The organism is Bacillus sp. C28GYM-DRY-1, from assembly GCF_030519405.1.
Classification (GTDB): Bacteria; Bacillota; Bacilli; order Bacillales; family Bacillaceae; genus Bacillus; species Bacillus spizizenii_A.
Genome location: NZ_JAUMKF010000021.1, coordinates 1 through 15013, shown reverse-complemented (window position 1 = coordinate 15013; position 15013 = coordinate 1). Strand labels below are relative to the sequence as shown.

Below are 15013 nucleotides of genomic sequence, written 5' to 3'. Positions count from 1 at the left end.
TTTTATAAAAAAGCCTGATTTTAAAATCAGGCTTTAACGACTTGTTACACGTGCAAATACTGCGGAAGCGTGTCAAGAGATAATCGGTTGCCGACAAAGAATGAACCGAATTCGCCGTAGCGAGCGCTGACTTCGTCAAAACGCATTTCATACACAAGCTTTTTGAATTGAAGCACATCATCACTGAATAATGTAACGCCCCACTCGTAATCGTCAAAGCCGACTGAGCCGGTGATGATCTGTTTGACTTTACCCGCATAGCTGCGGCCGATTAAGCCGTGGCTTCTCATCAAGTTTCTGCGTTCTTCCATTGAAAGCATGTACCAGTTGTCATTGCCGGATCTTCTTTTATCCATTGGATAGAAGCATACATATTTTGACTCAGGCAGTTCAGGGTAAAGGCGTGCACGCACGTGCGGATTTTCATAAGGATCGCCGTCACCGCTTGCCAAGTAGTTGCTCAGCTCTACCACTGATACGTAGGAATAGGCCGGAATGGTGAACTCAGCAAGTCTTGATTTATTGAATTCGAGCTCAATTTGATTTAATTCTTCCATTGTAGGACGAAGAATCATCAGCATAAAATCAGCTTTTTGGCCGACGATGCTGTAAAGGGTCTGTGATCCTTTTCCTTCTTTTTGGGCTATACCCCATTTTTCAAGCAATCCTGTGAATTCATGTATGATCGATTGGCGCTCATCACTGGACAGCAGCTTCCAGGAAGTCCAATCCATTGTGCGAAAATCATGAAGCGCATACCAGCCGTCAAGCGTTTTCGCCGCTTCATTGGTCATTTGCTGTTCACTCATTTATCTTCACTCCTATGATCTATTTACTTATGATTGCCTTCACTATATCATAGTTTATCCGATTCTACTGTGGAGAAACCTTGAACATCTCTTTCGTATAACTTCATAAAAATAAGAGAAGCTATAAGGAAAGAATGAGCCGCTTAAATTAATTAGAAAAATAAGATTTTTTCATGAAAGCGCTATAATGAAAGTTGGCTGTTTGAATTTGATTGGAAGAAGAGTATGCTAGTAAAAGAAAGCGTTTTTGTAACATTTTGAGGAGGTTTTATTGTGGCAGATTTATTTTCAACAGTGCAAGAAAAAGTAGCTGGAAAAGACATTAAAATTGTATTTCCTGAAGGCTTAGACGAGCGTATTTTAGAAGCGGTCAGCAAGCTTGCAGGAAACAAAGTGCTGAATCCGATTGTGATCGGCAATGAAAATGAGATCCAAGCAAAAGCAAAAGAACTGAACCTGACGCTAGACGGCGTTGAGATTTATGATCCTCATACATATGAAGGCATGGAAGACCTTGTACAAGCATTCGTAGAACGCCGTAAAGGCAAAGCAACAGAAGAACAGGCTCGAAAAGCGTTATTAGATGAGAACTACTTCGGTACAATGCTGGTGTACAAAGGCCTTGCACACGGACTTGTAAGCGGAGCGGCTCATTCAACTGCCGACACTGTCCGCCCGGCTCTTCAAATCATCAAAACAAAAGAAGGCGTGAAAAAGACTTCCGGCGTGTTCATTATGGCTCGCGGAGAAGAGCAATACGTATTCGCGGATTGCGCAATCAACATTGCGCCTGACAGCCAAGATCTTGCCGAGATTGCGATTGAAAGTGCCAATACGGCAAAAATGTTCGACATTGAGCCTCGCGTGGCAATGCTAAGCTTCTCTACAAAAGGCTCAGCAAAATCTGACGAAACAGAAAAAGTAGCGGATGCGGTGAAAATCGCGAAAGAAAAAGCGCCTGAACTGACACTTGACGGCGAATTCCAATTCGATGCTGCATTTGTTCCATCTGTAGCTGAGAAAAAAGCGCCGGATTCCGAGATCAAAGGGGACGCTAACGTATTCGTATTCCCAAGCCTTGAAGCAGGGAACATCGGCTACAAGATTGCTCAGCGTTTGGGCAACTTTGAAGCGGTAGGACCAATCCTGCAAGGTTTGAATATGCCTGTAAACGACCTTTCAAGAGGATGTAACGCTGAAGATGTTTACAATCTCGCATTAATTACAGCGGTGCAAGCACTGTAAGAAAATGAAGACGATGGCAGCTCTCTTCCGGAGGGCTGCCTTTTTTGCGTCTCCGTATAGCCTTCTTTACCAAGACAGATGATATGAGTACAATAAAGAAAACTGATCATAACCATATATCTTATTAATGACAGGGGTGGGGTTTTTGTATTATGACGTCCTGAAAACGTTTATAGCGGTAGTAGAAGAAAAAAACTTCACAAAAGCGGCGGAAAAGCTGATGATCTCCCAGCCCAGCGTCAGTCTCCATATTAAAAATCTTGAGAAAGAATTTCAAACGGCTCTCTTGAACCGGTCGCCAAAACACTTTACAACAACGCCGACAGGAGACATTTTATATCAAAGAGCAAAGCAAATGGTATTTCTATACGAGCAAGCAAAGGCTGAAATCTATGCGCATCATCACTATGTGAAAGGCGAATTGAAAATTGCTGCCAGCTTTACGATCGGAGAGTATATTCTTCCGCCGCTCTTGGCCCAGCTGCAAAAGCTGTATCCAGAGCTGAACCTCGATGTCATGATTGGCAATACAGAGGAGGTCAGCGAGCGTGTGCGGATGCTTCAGGCTGATATCGGACTGATTGAAGGACATACAAACGAAAACGAGCTGGAAATTGAACCGTTCATGGAAGATGAAATGTGCATCGCAGCGCCGAATCAGCATCCGCTGGCAGGACGAAGAGATATTCCGATCAGCGATTTGCAAAACGAAGCATGGGTGACAAGGGAAAAAGGCTCCGGGACGAGGGAATATCTCGATCATGTGCTCAGCTCAAACGGGCTGCGGCCGAAGTCGATGTTCACCATCAGCAGCAATCAAGGGGTAAAAGAAGCGGTGATCAGCGGCATGGGGCTGTCGGTTCTATCCAGAAGCGTGCTGCATAAGGATTTGATTCACCGTGACATTTCAATTCTCCATATAAAAGATTTCTCGTTAAAGCGCAAGCTGTCTTACATTCATTCTCCTCTCATGGAGAATACAAAAAATAAAGAAATTTTTATCACGATGCTAAAAAGCAATTATCAATCACAGCGGCTAAAATGATATAATAGTTTTCGTGCATAAGCCTAACATGAAAGGGTTTTACATAGATGGCAAACCAACCGATTGATTTACTGATGCAGCCGACATGGAGAGTTATTGACCAATCCAGTCTCGGCCCTTTATTTGATGCAAAACAATCCTTTGCGATGGATGATACGCTGTGCATGTCTGTCGGAAAAGGCGTGTCGCCGGCGACAGCGCGCTCATGGGTTCACTACGATACAATTGTCCTTGGAATACAGGATACGCGCCTCCCGTTTTTGCAGGACGGTATCGCCTTCCTGGAGAACGAAGGGTACCGTGTAATTGTACGAAATTCCGGCGGTCTTGCCGTCGTTTTGGATGAAGGCGTTTTAAATATTTCTCTCATATTCGAGGACGAAAAGAAAGGCATTGATATAGATAAAGGATACGAAGCGATGGTTGAGCTGATGAGACGGATATTGAAACCGTACAACGCTAAGATCGAAGCCTATAAAATTGAAGGATCCTATTGTCCCGGGAGCTATGACCTTAGCATAAATGGCAAAAAATTCGCCGGCATCTCTCAAAGGCGCGTTCGAGGCGGAGTCGCTGTTCAAATTTATCTTTGCGCGGATAAAAGCGGCAGTGAAAGAGCTGATGTGATCAGACGATTCTACCAAGCAGCGCTGAAGGACAAACGAAACGATAAAAAAGGCGTCTATCCGGAGATACGTCCGGAAACGATGGCGTCCTTAAGCGAGCTACTGCAAACAGACATCTCCGTACAAGACCTAATGTTCGCTTTACTGACAGAATTAAAAGCGTTAAGCACCCATCTTTACTCAGCCGGACTGTCCATTGATGAGGAAATGGAATTTGAGAAAAACCTCGTCCGGATGGCTGAGCGGAATGCAAAGGTATTTGGGTGAATGTTCTTCGCATGCCAGCTGTATGGCCGGCATGCATTTTTTATATCAAGCGGTATGTTATCCCCAACAATCTTATTTTCAGATAAATCCTTCTTACATTCAGATAACCCTGACAAAAAGAAAAACGATAAAATGACATCAGCATCCATATACAAAGGGGAGAGGCAGATGAAAGGGAATGTTTACAGCCTGTTTGTGCTGATCGCGGCTTTCTTCTGGGGAACCACGGGAACTGTCCAGGCGATGGCTCCAGAAAGCTCCACACCGCTGGCATTCGGAGCGTTCAGATTATTAATAGGAGGAAGCGCCATGCTGCTTGCGGTTTGGATCAGCCGAGAGCTTCACGTGAAAAATTGGTCATGGCCGCTCGTGTTAGCGGCAGCGGTTTGTATGGCGTGTTATCAGCCGCTGTTTTTCACAGCCGTTAAAGAAACAGGAATCGCGGTGGGCACTGTAATTGCGATCGGCAGTGCACCTATCATTGCCGGAAGCATGGAATGGGCCGTATTGAAAAAACGTCCGCGAAATTCTTGGTGGATCGCGACTGTGCTGGCTTTAGCCGGTTGCTGGCTCCTGTTTTCCGATGGTTCCAATGTTCGAGTTGATGTGGCTGGCGTTCTTATGGCGCTTGGAGCGGGTGCTTCTTTTGCGGGCTATACGCTTATCAGTAAAGCGATGATGAAAACCCAGCCTCCGCGAGCGACTTCCGCCGTTGTTTTTATGATTAGCGCCATCTTGCTGACGCCGCTTTTATGGCAGTCAGATATCTCGTGGATATTGACCCCGAGAGGATTGGGGACGAGTCTTTACATCGGTCTAATAGCGACATGTGCCGCATACTTTTTGTTTGTGAAAGGCCTTACCGGGGTTCCGGCCTCGGCGGCGGTCACGCTGTCTTTAGCTGAACCGCTGACGGCCTCATTGCTGGGCGTGTTTTTCATAGGAGAAATACTTTCACTTTCCTCGTGGCTCGGCATTGCACTGATGATGCTCGGGCTTCTGGTCATTTCCGCTGCGCCTCGGAAACAAAAAACGGCTGAGGCTGACCATAGACTTAATAAATCTATATAATATTGGTTATACAGGAAGTGGTAGCAAATTTAAAACATCCTATTTTCTAAGTGGAAAATAGGATGTTTATTTTGTTGAAATTTTATCCTGAAAGATGCAGGGCATGTTAGGTTGATTCTGTAGATGTATATTGAAGATGGTTGATTGATCATTATAACCTAAGGGGATTCGTCAGAAAAAATACAAAAATTAGAAGAGGAAAGACGGAAAAATATTTACAATATATTACTTTAACAGTAATATATAATTGCAGGTTCCAAAAAATATATAAAAAGGGGATATTTGTATGGATTTTAAAAAAATGTTAAGTGAAAAAAGAATTACAATTCCTACACATCAATTGGCAGGAGACGTTGAACAATCGGGAGGCGTCATTGCTTGGAGCGGCTGGGTTTTAGTGAGAGATTGCAAACAAGAGGATCAAAATTCGTTTGGCTTACAGCCAACTAAGTTAATAACACAGGAATAGAAAAACTATAAAAATTTTGGAACCTGCAACTTAATAAAGAGGAGGGAAAAGATGCAAAATTATGAGCATATAAAAGAGATTCAATCTCTTTCTCTCAAATGGATCATAAACCATTTGGAATATTTTGATATGAGGCATAAAGTATCACGTGGTTTTCGATGGAGAATTAAGACTTTTGTAGAACTCATCTTTTTGACAAACTATTTAGTGAGAAATAGATTACATTATGATCATGATGTTGAAAAATTAGTGGATTTTATATCTGTAAGACTTCAGGATGATCAACTGGAGGAATTTATTCATTTCGATCCTGATGGGTTAGCTGGTTTAGCGATAGCTGGTGAGTTCTTATGCCTTACTGAACAAACTACACAACACTCCATTATAAGAGAGCTTAACAAGTTTACAGCTTTTAATTTTGACAACAGCCTCGCAAAAATACCATTCCGTAAGATGGATTTAAGTTACAGTCTTAATCGAGCAGGGGTTCCTTCGACTATTCCTGATTTATACTCACTGTATAGTTTTACTGCGGCGGGACAAGATATTCCTAATACATATATGACAGACACAGATGCATACAGTATAACACATACAATATTCTACATAACTGATATGGGGCATAAATGCCCTGAGATACGTGAAGCAGAGTTAGAAACATTAAAAGCAAAAGTGCTTAAGTTTTTAAGTATATATATATGTCTTGAGAATTTAGATATAATTAGCGAACTGATTATGTGTTGTGTTTTTCTAAATATAGATATAACACAAGAAAATATTATGCCCCTTTATAAAGCAGCATGGAAAAAAATCTATTCAGGTCAAATGACAGACGGTAGCATCCCAGGCATTACTTATGATGTAAATAAAGCAAATGGAAAGGAGTATGTGTTTACACATTGTTATCATACAACCTTGGTTACCGTAGGTGCTGCTTGTGCCTGCTTGTATGGAGGAGGGAGAACAGCAAATGCAGACATTATTGACACAAACTAAAGATTTTTTGTCATCGTTTTCAAGTGAGGAATGCTACACAGTTGAAAATATCAGATTGTTATCAAAATTCTGTAAATATTATTATATTCTTTCAGAATCATCAGAGATAAAAGAAGAAGTGAAGTTTGCCGCTAACGAACTTGTAAGAGGAGACAATTGGGAAGATCTTATCCATTGTAATTATGCTATGTTGACTGAATTACTTTATGTTTATTTATTGGCAAGAACACCCACTGCTCATTTGCAATGTTATGATCAGTCTGTTTACCATGCATTGCAGAATAGTTATATATATAGAAAAGAATGGCCTTATTTTAAATATGCAGAAATAGAATTTTTACTGAATGAATTAGAGGTCAAAGGAAATCAAAAGAAGATGTCTTTTTATGAAACCTTTTTCTTCAAACCCTTATATGACGCTTCGTGGAAAAGAACAAGTGAAAATGAACTAGAGTTTTTTGAGTATAGTTATGTTCAACTCGCCAGAGAGAGAGAGGCGTTTGATCAGAAAGCTCAAAATTCAGTTAAAAAATGGGTGTTCTATGCAATAGCTGGTCAGAAATTTGATCTGTTATGCAAAATGGTATATATACTCTCATTTCTCGACCCGAACTTTTATGGCTTTAAAGCTGCGTTTCATGTTTTAAACAAGGAAGAATTATCAATTGAAATGGCTCCTATACTGTTGCCGGCTTTAGAAAATTTAAAAGAAAGAGATGAGTGCTTACATGTTAACTGATACATATCAATTTGACTTAAAGAAAACAAACGAATGGCTATGCGGGTATATAAATACAAACCTGAAAAAGGTTAAACCGAATGATCCTGATGAAGTGCTGTATATTTTAGGCGCAATGATGATGGACATACGATCGAATTTTAACACAATAGAACAATTGATTAAAATACTAGATGAGGAATTCTCTAAACGTACAGATGAAGTTCATCCATTATTATTTGCCTATACGCTGCACTTATATAAAAGATTGGGAGACTCAAAAAGCACTTTTTTTCACGAAGGTTATTTGAACATGATACGCAGTCTCAAAGAAGAATATCAAAAGGGCAGTCCTTCAATGATTGTATACACATTACTGGCGTATTTTAATTTGATATCAACAGATGAGTTACTAGTACAATTAAATAATTATTTACAGATAAAAGATGAACTTTTAACTTCGAATGAACAATATCTCGAAGAACACCTAGAAGTACTGTATACTATTGCTTTTTTACAGTTAAAAGATGTACAGCCTTATGTAGTTAAGAGGTTCCAAAGCTCTGATTATGCTTATTCAGGGTTGATGTTGGCAGCTTGCAGGAACTATCAAATTGATGATGTTGCAAAATATATAATAATAATGGAGTATTTACAATTCGATCACGACTTTTTTATAGAAGAGGGTAAAAACTTCCTCAAATTTCAGCAACGCATTGATGGAAGTTTTGGTTATCTAAATCCTTTATTCATTGATAAAGGAGCTAACAGATTAGATCAAGAATATTTTTTGCCGATGACACATTATGCTATAGTTGCTTTATCATGTACATTTAAAAATGCCAGCAATTGATGCCGGCATTTTTTTAGTGTCTAGGTTGCAATTTCGCGTTTTTGAAAGACATAGAAAGAGATAGCAATAAATAATAGAAAATAAACAGACAAAATGATTAAAGAAAATGGGATGCTCAGATTTGCAATTGCTACTCCGGCACTTTTATTTAAATAAGCAACTAGGTTTAAATGAGGAAAGAGTGTGAACTTATACCAGGCATATTGAGAAAGCATATCGGTTCCACCTAAGATGCTGCTCCCAAACAACAGTAAGATGGATAAACACAATGATAAAGATTGGTTGCGAAGGAGTACTGATAAAGTAAATGCGATTGTCGTAATCATGATAACTGTGATAAAGCGCAATAACAGAACCGTCCATGCAGATGAAACGGAGCCCACGGTATATAACTGGTCATCTAAGCTAGTATACAAAAGAGGGTATGAGGCATTATCAAAACCAAACAGGATTCCGCCTATACTGAGGCAGCTTACGGCATAGAATATAAAAATCATAACCGTAAAGAAAAGTGAAGCTAAGAATTTAGACGTTAATATTCTCCACCTTCGATTTGGCGTAGTAGCAATAAATTTAATCGTGCCAAGGCTGAATTCTTGTGAAACAATACCGCTGACTGTTAGCACTGCAGCTAAGCTAACGAAAATTTCTAAACCGTTTGAAGTAACTGTGCTTGTAAACCTCCATGTATTCCATTCATAAGGATTAATGTTGTGCTGTAAATAATAATCCTTATTTTTGACATCAGGTGAATAATATAGACCTGTCGTCTCTGTTGTTTTTTCAGCTTCCTCTTGCTTTTTTTCTTCAAGAAGCTGTTGTTTCCATCCATTTTCATTTGTGTCAGGTAGAACGTTTTTCATAATTAGACCTGTAAACATTACAATGGAAGCCAAAATAGCTAATGAAATGATTGTACTTTTTCTGAAGGTGATTTTTTTAAATTCATTCCATGCTAAATACATTATATTCATACAGCATCCTCCTGATTATGGTCTGTCATCAGCAAGTACTTTTCTTCTAGGGATAACGCTTTTAAGGAAATATAATAAATGAGGATATTTTGTTCCACAAGTTTTTTGATTATATAAGGAATACTACCTTCAGGTGCTTCGATTTCTAATACATTGTTCTCGCTTTGTTTAATGAAGAAGGCATCTTCTTGCTTGTCGACTATTTCCTTCGCTGCATCTGGATAATCTACTTTTATGCTGAACTGTTTTTTTTCTGAGGTTTTGTCTCGTCTTTTGATCTCTTCAATGCCGATGATCTTGCCTTTCTTAATGAATGCTACGCGATCACACAGCTCCTCCATTTCTGACAATAGATGACTAGAGAGTATTATTGAAACGCCTTCATTTGCTAATTGATTGAGTATCTCGCGTAGCTCGATCATTCCTTTAGGATCTAATCCGTTCATTGGTTCATCCAATATTAATAATTTAGGATGGTTTAATAAAGCGTATGCAAGGCCTAACCTCTGTTTCATGCCTAATGATAAATGTTTTACTTTTTTATTTAAAGCATGTTCTATCCCTACTTTGGCACAAATATGATAAATGTCTTCATTAGTAATTGAGGAACTTCTTAATTTGGAAAAATACTTTAAGTTTTGCAAACTGGTCATATTCGGGTACATATCAGGACCTTCAATAATAACACCAATATTCTTCATAAAGTATTCAAAATCACGGTCTGATTTTCCGTAAAACGAAATTTCACCTTCTGTTTTCTTGATGAGCTGTACAATCATTCGGAAAATTGTTGTTTTCCCAGATCCATTAGGTCCTAAAAGGCCGAAAATTTCACCCTTTTTCACTTTAAAAGATACAGAGTCAACGATTGTGGTGTGTTTGATTCTTTTCGTTACTTGGTTTAAAACCAGTGAATATTCAGACATTTTTACTGCTCCCTTCTGTATTTTAGTGAGGATAAAAACCATCAAACCCGAAAAACAAACTTCCAATGAGGCCCACTGCTATTAAAATGATTGAAATGCTGTAAAATAATTTCCGTTTCAATATGATCCCTCTCTCTTTACGATATTGATGTTCCACTTAAGATACCGTAAGCATAATGGCAATAGGAGCTTAGATAAATCAATGCCGAGCCTAAATAATAGTAATCCTGTTCCAAGCAATATCATGCTATTGAAAATAGCGGACATCAGTGGGGCAATTGTATACACAAAAAACGAACTTGCAATGAGTAAGATGCCAATCACTACTACGGAAAGTATAACGGAAACAATCAATAAAAAAGGAGCGAAAAGTAGTAAAAAGTTCAGTAAGCTCATTCCTAAGAGCAGTGTAAATACTTTAAAGATTGAATACCATGTCTTTTTTTCGCTGGCTTTATTAATAAATAAGTCTGCTTCCAAGGTTCTGGCCAAGGCTTTGGGAGTGCCAAGGCTCTGGATAATTTGTTCTTCATGTTTACCTTCTGATTTTCCAGAATGGAACAGCTCGAGGATATCTTCAATTATCTCTTTCTGGTCATGTTTAGGCATATGTTTTATTTCTTCCTTGAGCTGTTTTACGTAATCATCCATCGTCATGTCGTCACCCTCCTATAATTTCCTGAACAAAATTGGTTAACAAAACCCATTCTTCTTTTAAAGTCTGATAATGATCTAACCCTTTTTCTGTGACTGTATAATATTTGCGTGAGGGACCTTGTTCAGACTCAGCTATATATGTGTTAAGACAATCATTTTTGGTCAGTCTGCGTAGAATTGGATAAATTGTCCCTTCGGAAACTGGAAACTTCGTGCTTAACATTTTGATAATCTCATATCCATATAAGTCTTGTCGCAGCAATAAGGAAATAACACACAATTCTAAGGCTCCTTTTCTTAATTGGCTATTCATGGACCTTCATTCCCATCATTGAGAAATAATGTATTTTCTACATTGTAATACACAGTAGTGGGCATTGCAATGTAAACGAGAAAATTTTTATAAATATGGGTATTTTTGATTTGGAACAAAAAAGATCCCCATTAACCAGGGGACCTTTATTATTTACTCTGCCATTTTTTCTAAATTGCCGTTTCGGTCCATTTTGAAGGACGGAGAGGCATGTTCATCTTCTTCAAATAAAACTAGCTTTCTGGCTCTATTCATAATTTTCACCAAGGTTTCATAATCTTCTTGAATCGTCTTATGATCTTTTTCAAGCTTTTGTACTTCTGCCTCAAGCTGTTCCGTTTTGCTTTGCAATTCCTGATTTTCTTTCTTTAAACGCTCATTTTCCATTTTTAAAGCTGATGAATGCTCGTTATTGCCATCGTAATTCTGCAGGAAACGAATCACATCGTTCATTGTCATCTCAGGTGCAGCTGCAGGGGGTTGGGGAGACAATAAGTGTGATAGACTAGCTAACTCTTCCTTAAAGCTTTCATCCACAAAAGGCATGTGTTCGCCTGACATGAAAGGCTGCTGCTCATTTTCAGCTGAAGGTGCGTCTGTTTTAACAGTCTCCTCTGGAGCGGAATCTTGAATGATTTCAGGTTCAACCGCAGGAGGCTGATATAATAACCTTTTTTTCGCAGGCTGCCCGTTTCCGAGCGCTCTCATCCGCTGTTTTCGTTGTTTTTTCGCAAGCTGAAGCGCTTTTTCATATTGATGGCGAACTACCGCGTTCCATCTGAATCCGCAGGCTGCAGATGTCCGGTTTAATTTATCTCCGACTTCTTCAAAGGCGTTCAGCTGAGTGCTGCCCTCCCTCACATGCCGAAGCACTGTTTCGGCTAAAAGCAGATCGTTTTCCTCTGACCAAGCGTCTTGTCGCTGTTTTGTCATTTATCTCAACTCCCATTTTTCTTTTCATGGTATTAGAATGTCCAGTTTGGAAAATATTTATACAAGTTGGCTGAAAGACTAGGAGATACGAAGGATGGAGCGGCTTGCAGGAACAGCCGAATCCTTGTAAAATGAAGAGCGATGTGATTTTTTTGAAAAGTGATTTTAGGTTATTCACATAGATGAACATAGAAATGAAGGGAAGCGTACGTCATGGCTAATGAATTTCGAGTGTGTGATGATTGCCAAGCCACTAATATCAAAACATTGCTGCCGCGTTTAAAAGAAGTGGACCCGGACGCAAAGGTTGAGGTAGGATGCCAATCTTATTGCGGACCCGGACGGAAAAAATCATTTGCTTTTGTGAACAATCGCCCGCTGTCAGCTCCGACAGAGGATGAGCTGATTGACAAAGTAAAAAAGAAAATAAAAAAATAAAAACATATTTTTTCATAGCCTCGGCCCTCAGGTCAGGCTTTTTTGCTTCACATAACGTGTTTTTCGTAGAGATGGAACAAATCGCCGGGCAAATTCAAGGATGTTTTCAAAGAATAGAGTCGATATAATAGAAACACGGCTAAAAAAAAGAGGGAATGACGATGGCGTATCCAAATGGAAAATTATCAGAAGAAAAAGTGTTTAAAGATCCGGTGCACCGCTATGTTCATGTTCGGGACAAGCTGATATGGGATTTGATTGGAACCCGCGAATTTCAGCGTCTCCGCAGAATTAAGCAGCTCGGCACGACGTATTTGACGTTCCACGGCGCTGAGCATAGCCGGTTCAACCATTCTCTCGGTGTCTATGAAATTGTCAGGAGAATGGTTGATGACGTCTTTAAAGGCCGCCCTGAATGGGATGACAGTGAGCGAGAACTCTGTTTGGCCGCGGCGCTGCTTCATGATCTCGGGCATGGGCCGTTCTCGCATTCATTTGAAAAAGTCTTTCATCTAGACCACGAAGATTTTACAAGAGATATCATTTTGGGGGACACAGAGGTCAATCAGGTGCTCAGAAAGGTGAGCCCGCGTTTCCCGCAGGATGTTGCTGAAGTCATTGCCAAAACATATAAAAATAAGCAAGTGGTCAGCCTGATTTCGAGTCAGATAGACGCAGACCGCATGGATTACCTGCAACGCGACGCATATTATACGGGCGTCAGCTACGGGCATTTTGATATGGAGCGGATTCTTCGGGTGATGCGCCCGCGCGAGGATCAGATCGTCATTAAGGAAAGCGGGATGCACGCTGTCGAAGACTATATCATGAGCCGCTACCAAATGTACTGGCAGGTGTATTTCCATCCTGTGACAAGAAGCGCAGAGGTAATTTTAACGAAGATTCTTCACAGGGCGAAGCAACTGCACGATGAAGGCTATGTCTTCACTCACGCTCCGGTTCATTTCTATTCTATTTTTGAAGGGAAATTGACGCTGGAGGATTATGTGAAGCTGGATGAGTCTATTATTTTGTATTACTTCCAGGCCTGGGAGGATGAAGAAGACGCGATTTTATCCGATTTGTGCCGCAGATTCATTAACCGCCAGTTGTTCCAATACGTTGAATTCAATCCGAATGAAGAAATGTCGGCTTATTTTGAGCTGACTTCATTGTTCAAAGAGGCGGGAATCGATCCGAGCTATTATTTGGTTGTCGATTCTTCTTCAGATTTGCCATACGATTTTTACCGTCCGGGAGAGGAAGAGGAGCGTCTGCCGATCCATCTCTTGACGCAAAATGGCCAAATTAAAGAGCTGTCCAGACAGTCAGCTATCGTGGAATCCATCTCCGGAAAACGGCGGACGGACCACAAGCTGTACTATCCGAAGGACCTGATTTGTGACGGCTCTGAACATCCGGAAGCGAAAATGAAAATCCGGCAGCTGCTGGGACTGACATAGAAACTGGAAAGAAGGAAAAAGGAGATGTCGGGAATTTGTTGAAAGAACATGCAAAACTGATGAAGGTGTTCTCGGATTCTGGAGAAATCATCGGGCGGAAGAAGCTGCAGAAAATGATTTATATTGCGAAGAAAATGCAGTTTCCTTTCTATGAGAAATATGATTTTCACTTTTACGGACCATATTCAGAGGAACTGACGCTCCAGATTGAAGAGCTGTGCAACCTTGGATTTCTGCATGAGGTGAAGGAAAAAAAGGGCGGCTACTTTCAATACCGTTATTCGCTGACTGAGACAGGCTCCGCATTTTTAGACCATGCTGATCTGGATATGCCGGATATCAAAGGCTATATCGACAGTGTCAACAGCCGTTCATCACGGTTTTTAGAGCTGGTTTCTACGATCCTTTACTTTGACGGGCTTGAGGCCGAGGAAAAGAAAGAAAAAGTCTTTACAATCAAAAGCAAACAAAAATATACAAACGAAGAATATGACGAAGCGCTTCGATACATAGAAGAACTGAAGCAAATTTGTTAACCATACCAAGCAAAAGAAATGCTCCGTTTCTTTTGCTTTTTTTTAACAAAACCGTTTGCGGTTTCAGAAAATGTATTGTAAAATATATGAAATCATTAAACAATCAGTAATGTATACAGGCTTTGATAAGGACATGAGGTGCTTTTTACGGTTTCCAGAGAGGGAAGGACAGCTGAGATCTTCCTAACGCAGGGAAAGCAGCTTACCGCCTTTGAGCCGTATCGGGGAAATCAAGTATCTGGTACCGTCATGCTGCGTTAAAGCACCTTAAAGCCGATACACCATGTGTGTTGATCGGGAATTTGGGTGGAACCACGGGTACATTACACACTCGTCCCTTTTAGAGGGATGGGTGTGTTTTTTTATGAACTAAATATATGCGATGAAAAGGACATGGATGATCATTACGGTTTTCAGAGAGGGAAGGAAGGGTGAGAGCTTCCCAGCTTAGGATAATCATTTACCGCCTTGGAGCAGCATTGGGGAACTGAAGTATCCAATGCCGTCTATGCTGCGTTACAGCACCGAGCTGACAATATATCGTTTGTCGGGAATTTGGGTGGAACCACGGGTACATTACACACTCGTCCCTTTTAGAGGGATGGGTGTGTTTTTTTATGAACTAAATATATGCGATGAAAAGGACATGGATGATCATTACGGTTTTCAGAGAG

The 15013-nt window shown here is 40.3% G+C and carries 18 protein-coding genes and 1 other annotated feature; of the genes, 12 read left to right on the top strand and 6 right to left on the bottom strand.

Annotated features, from left to right (window positions below; translation table 11 throughout):
* Window positions 1-44 precede the first annotated feature (44 nt).
* Window positions 45-809 (bottom strand): hydrogen peroxide-dependent heme synthase, encoded by a 765-nt coding sequence (hemQ, locus tag Q3W56_RS16980; protein ID WP_302896255.1) that lies wholly within the window; start codon window positions 807-809, stop codon window positions 45-47.
* Window positions 810-1082: 273 nt separating this feature from the next.
* Between hemQ and pta the strand changes: the two genes are divergently transcribed.
* The 8 genes from pta (at window position 1083) to Q3W56_RS16940 (ending at window position 8099) form a co-directional block, all read left to right on the top strand.
* Window positions 1083-2054: a phosphate acetyltransferase gene (pta, locus tag Q3W56_RS16975; RefSeq protein WP_019716094.1), complete on the top strand. Its 972-nt coding sequence runs from the start codon at window positions 1083-1085 to the stop codon at window positions 2052-2054.
* Between the two features lie 145 nt (window positions 2055-2199).
* Complete coding sequence (cysL, locus tag Q3W56_RS16970; protein WP_302896254.1) at window positions 2200-3099, top strand: cysJI operon transcriptional regulator CysL; 900 nt, start codon at window positions 2200-2202, stop codon at window positions 3097-3099.
* A 47-nt stretch (window positions 3100-3146) separates the two neighbouring features.
* Window positions 3147-3992, top strand: coding sequence for an octanoyl-[GcvH]:protein N-octanoyltransferase (ywfL, locus tag Q3W56_RS16965; RefSeq protein ID WP_302896253.1), 846 nt, complete (start codon window positions 3147-3149; stop codon window positions 3990-3992).
* A gap of 168 nt (window positions 3993-4160) precedes the next feature.
* Window positions 4161-5063: a carboxylate/amino acid/amine transporter gene (locus tag Q3W56_RS16960; RefSeq protein ID WP_302896252.1), complete on the top strand. Its 903-nt coding sequence runs from the start codon at window positions 4161-4163 to the stop codon at window positions 5061-5063.
* Window positions 5064-5349: 286 nt separating this feature from the next.
* The gene (locus Q3W56_RS16955) at window positions 5350-5532 is read left to right on the top strand and encodes a hypothetical protein (protein ID WP_302896251.1); all 183 of its coding nucleotides are present in this window, start codon (window positions 5350-5352) and stop codon (window positions 5530-5532) included.
* Between the two features lie 51 nt (window positions 5533-5583).
* Window positions 5584-6528 carry a DUF6895 family protein gene (locus Q3W56_RS16950; protein WP_302896250.1) on the top strand — a complete coding sequence of 315 codons (945 nt, stop codon included), beginning with the start codon at window positions 5584-5586 and terminating at the stop codon, window positions 6526-6528.
* A complete protein-coding gene (locus Q3W56_RS16945; RefSeq protein ID WP_302896249.1) occupies window positions 6503-7267 on the top strand; it encodes a hypothetical protein in 765 nt (254 codons plus the stop codon). The genes Q3W56_RS16950 and Q3W56_RS16945 overlap by 26 nt, the downstream gene beginning before the upstream one ends.
* Window positions 7257-8099 carry a hypothetical protein gene (locus Q3W56_RS16940; RefSeq protein ID WP_302896248.1) on the top strand — a complete coding sequence of 281 codons (843 nt, stop codon included), beginning with the start codon at window positions 7257-7259 and terminating at the stop codon, window positions 8097-8099. The genes Q3W56_RS16945 and Q3W56_RS16940 overlap by 11 nt, the downstream gene beginning before the upstream one ends.
* A gap of 20 nt (window positions 8100-8119) precedes the next feature.
* Here Q3W56_RS16940 and Q3W56_RS16935 read toward each other — a convergent pair whose 3' ends face one another.
* The 5 genes from Q3W56_RS16935 to zapB all read right to left on the bottom strand — a co-directional run bounded on the left by Q3W56_RS16935 (window position 8120) and on the right by zapB (window position 11902).
* Window positions 8120-9073, bottom strand: coding sequence for an ABC transporter permease subunit (locus tag Q3W56_RS16935; protein WP_302896247.1), 954 nt, complete (start codon window positions 9071-9073; stop codon window positions 8120-8122).
* Window positions 9070-9999, bottom strand: coding sequence for an ABC transporter ATP-binding protein (locus Q3W56_RS16930; RefSeq protein ID WP_302896246.1), 930 nt, complete (start codon window positions 9997-9999; stop codon window positions 9070-9072). Before Q3W56_RS16930 ends, Q3W56_RS16935 begins: the two co-directional genes overlap by 4 nt.
* 117 nt (window positions 10000-10116) lie before the next feature.
* Window positions 10117-10656, bottom strand: coding sequence for a DUF1700 domain-containing protein (locus tag Q3W56_RS16925; RefSeq protein ID WP_302896245.1), 540 nt, complete (start codon window positions 10654-10656; stop codon window positions 10117-10119).
* A 4-nt stretch (window positions 10657-10660) separates the two neighbouring features.
* Window positions 10661-10969, bottom strand: coding sequence for a PadR family transcriptional regulator (locus Q3W56_RS16920; protein WP_302896244.1), 309 nt, complete (start codon window positions 10967-10969; stop codon window positions 10661-10663).
* Window positions 10970-11122: 153 nt separating this feature from the next.
* On the bottom strand, window positions 11123-11902 hold the full coding sequence (gene zapB / locus Q3W56_RS16915; RefSeq protein ID WP_302896243.1) for a cell division protein ZapB: 780 nt from the start codon (window positions 11900-11902) through the stop codon (window positions 11123-11125).
* A 213-nt stretch (window positions 11903-12115) separates the two neighbouring features.
* Here zapB and Q3W56_RS16910 point away from each other — a divergent pair, with 213 nt between their 5' ends.
* From Q3W56_RS16910 to Q3W56_RS16895, 4 genes are all read left to right on the top strand, one after another.
* Window positions 12116-12340, top strand: coding sequence for a YuzB family protein (locus tag Q3W56_RS16910; protein ID WP_003222050.1), 225 nt, complete (start codon window positions 12116-12118; stop codon window positions 12338-12340).
* 161 nt (window positions 12341-12501) lie between these two features.
* Window positions 12502-13803, top strand: coding sequence for an HD domain-containing protein (locus Q3W56_RS16905; RefSeq protein WP_019716089.1), 1302 nt, complete (start codon window positions 12502-12504; stop codon window positions 13801-13803).
* A 35-nt stretch (window positions 13804-13838) separates the two neighbouring features.
* Window positions 13839-14339 (top strand): YwgA family protein, encoded by a 501-nt coding sequence (locus Q3W56_RS16900; protein WP_019716088.1) that lies wholly within the window; start codon window positions 13839-13841, stop codon window positions 14337-14339.
* 138 nt (window positions 14340-14477) lie between these two features.
* Complete coding sequence (locus Q3W56_RS16895; RefSeq protein WP_268399626.1) at window positions 14478-14600, top strand: hypothetical protein; 123 nt, start codon at window positions 14478-14480, stop codon at window positions 14598-14600.
* 112 nt (window positions 14601-14712) lie between these two features.
* Window positions 14713-14934, top strand: a binding site (T-box leader).
* Window positions 14935-15013: the final 79 nt, after the last annotated feature.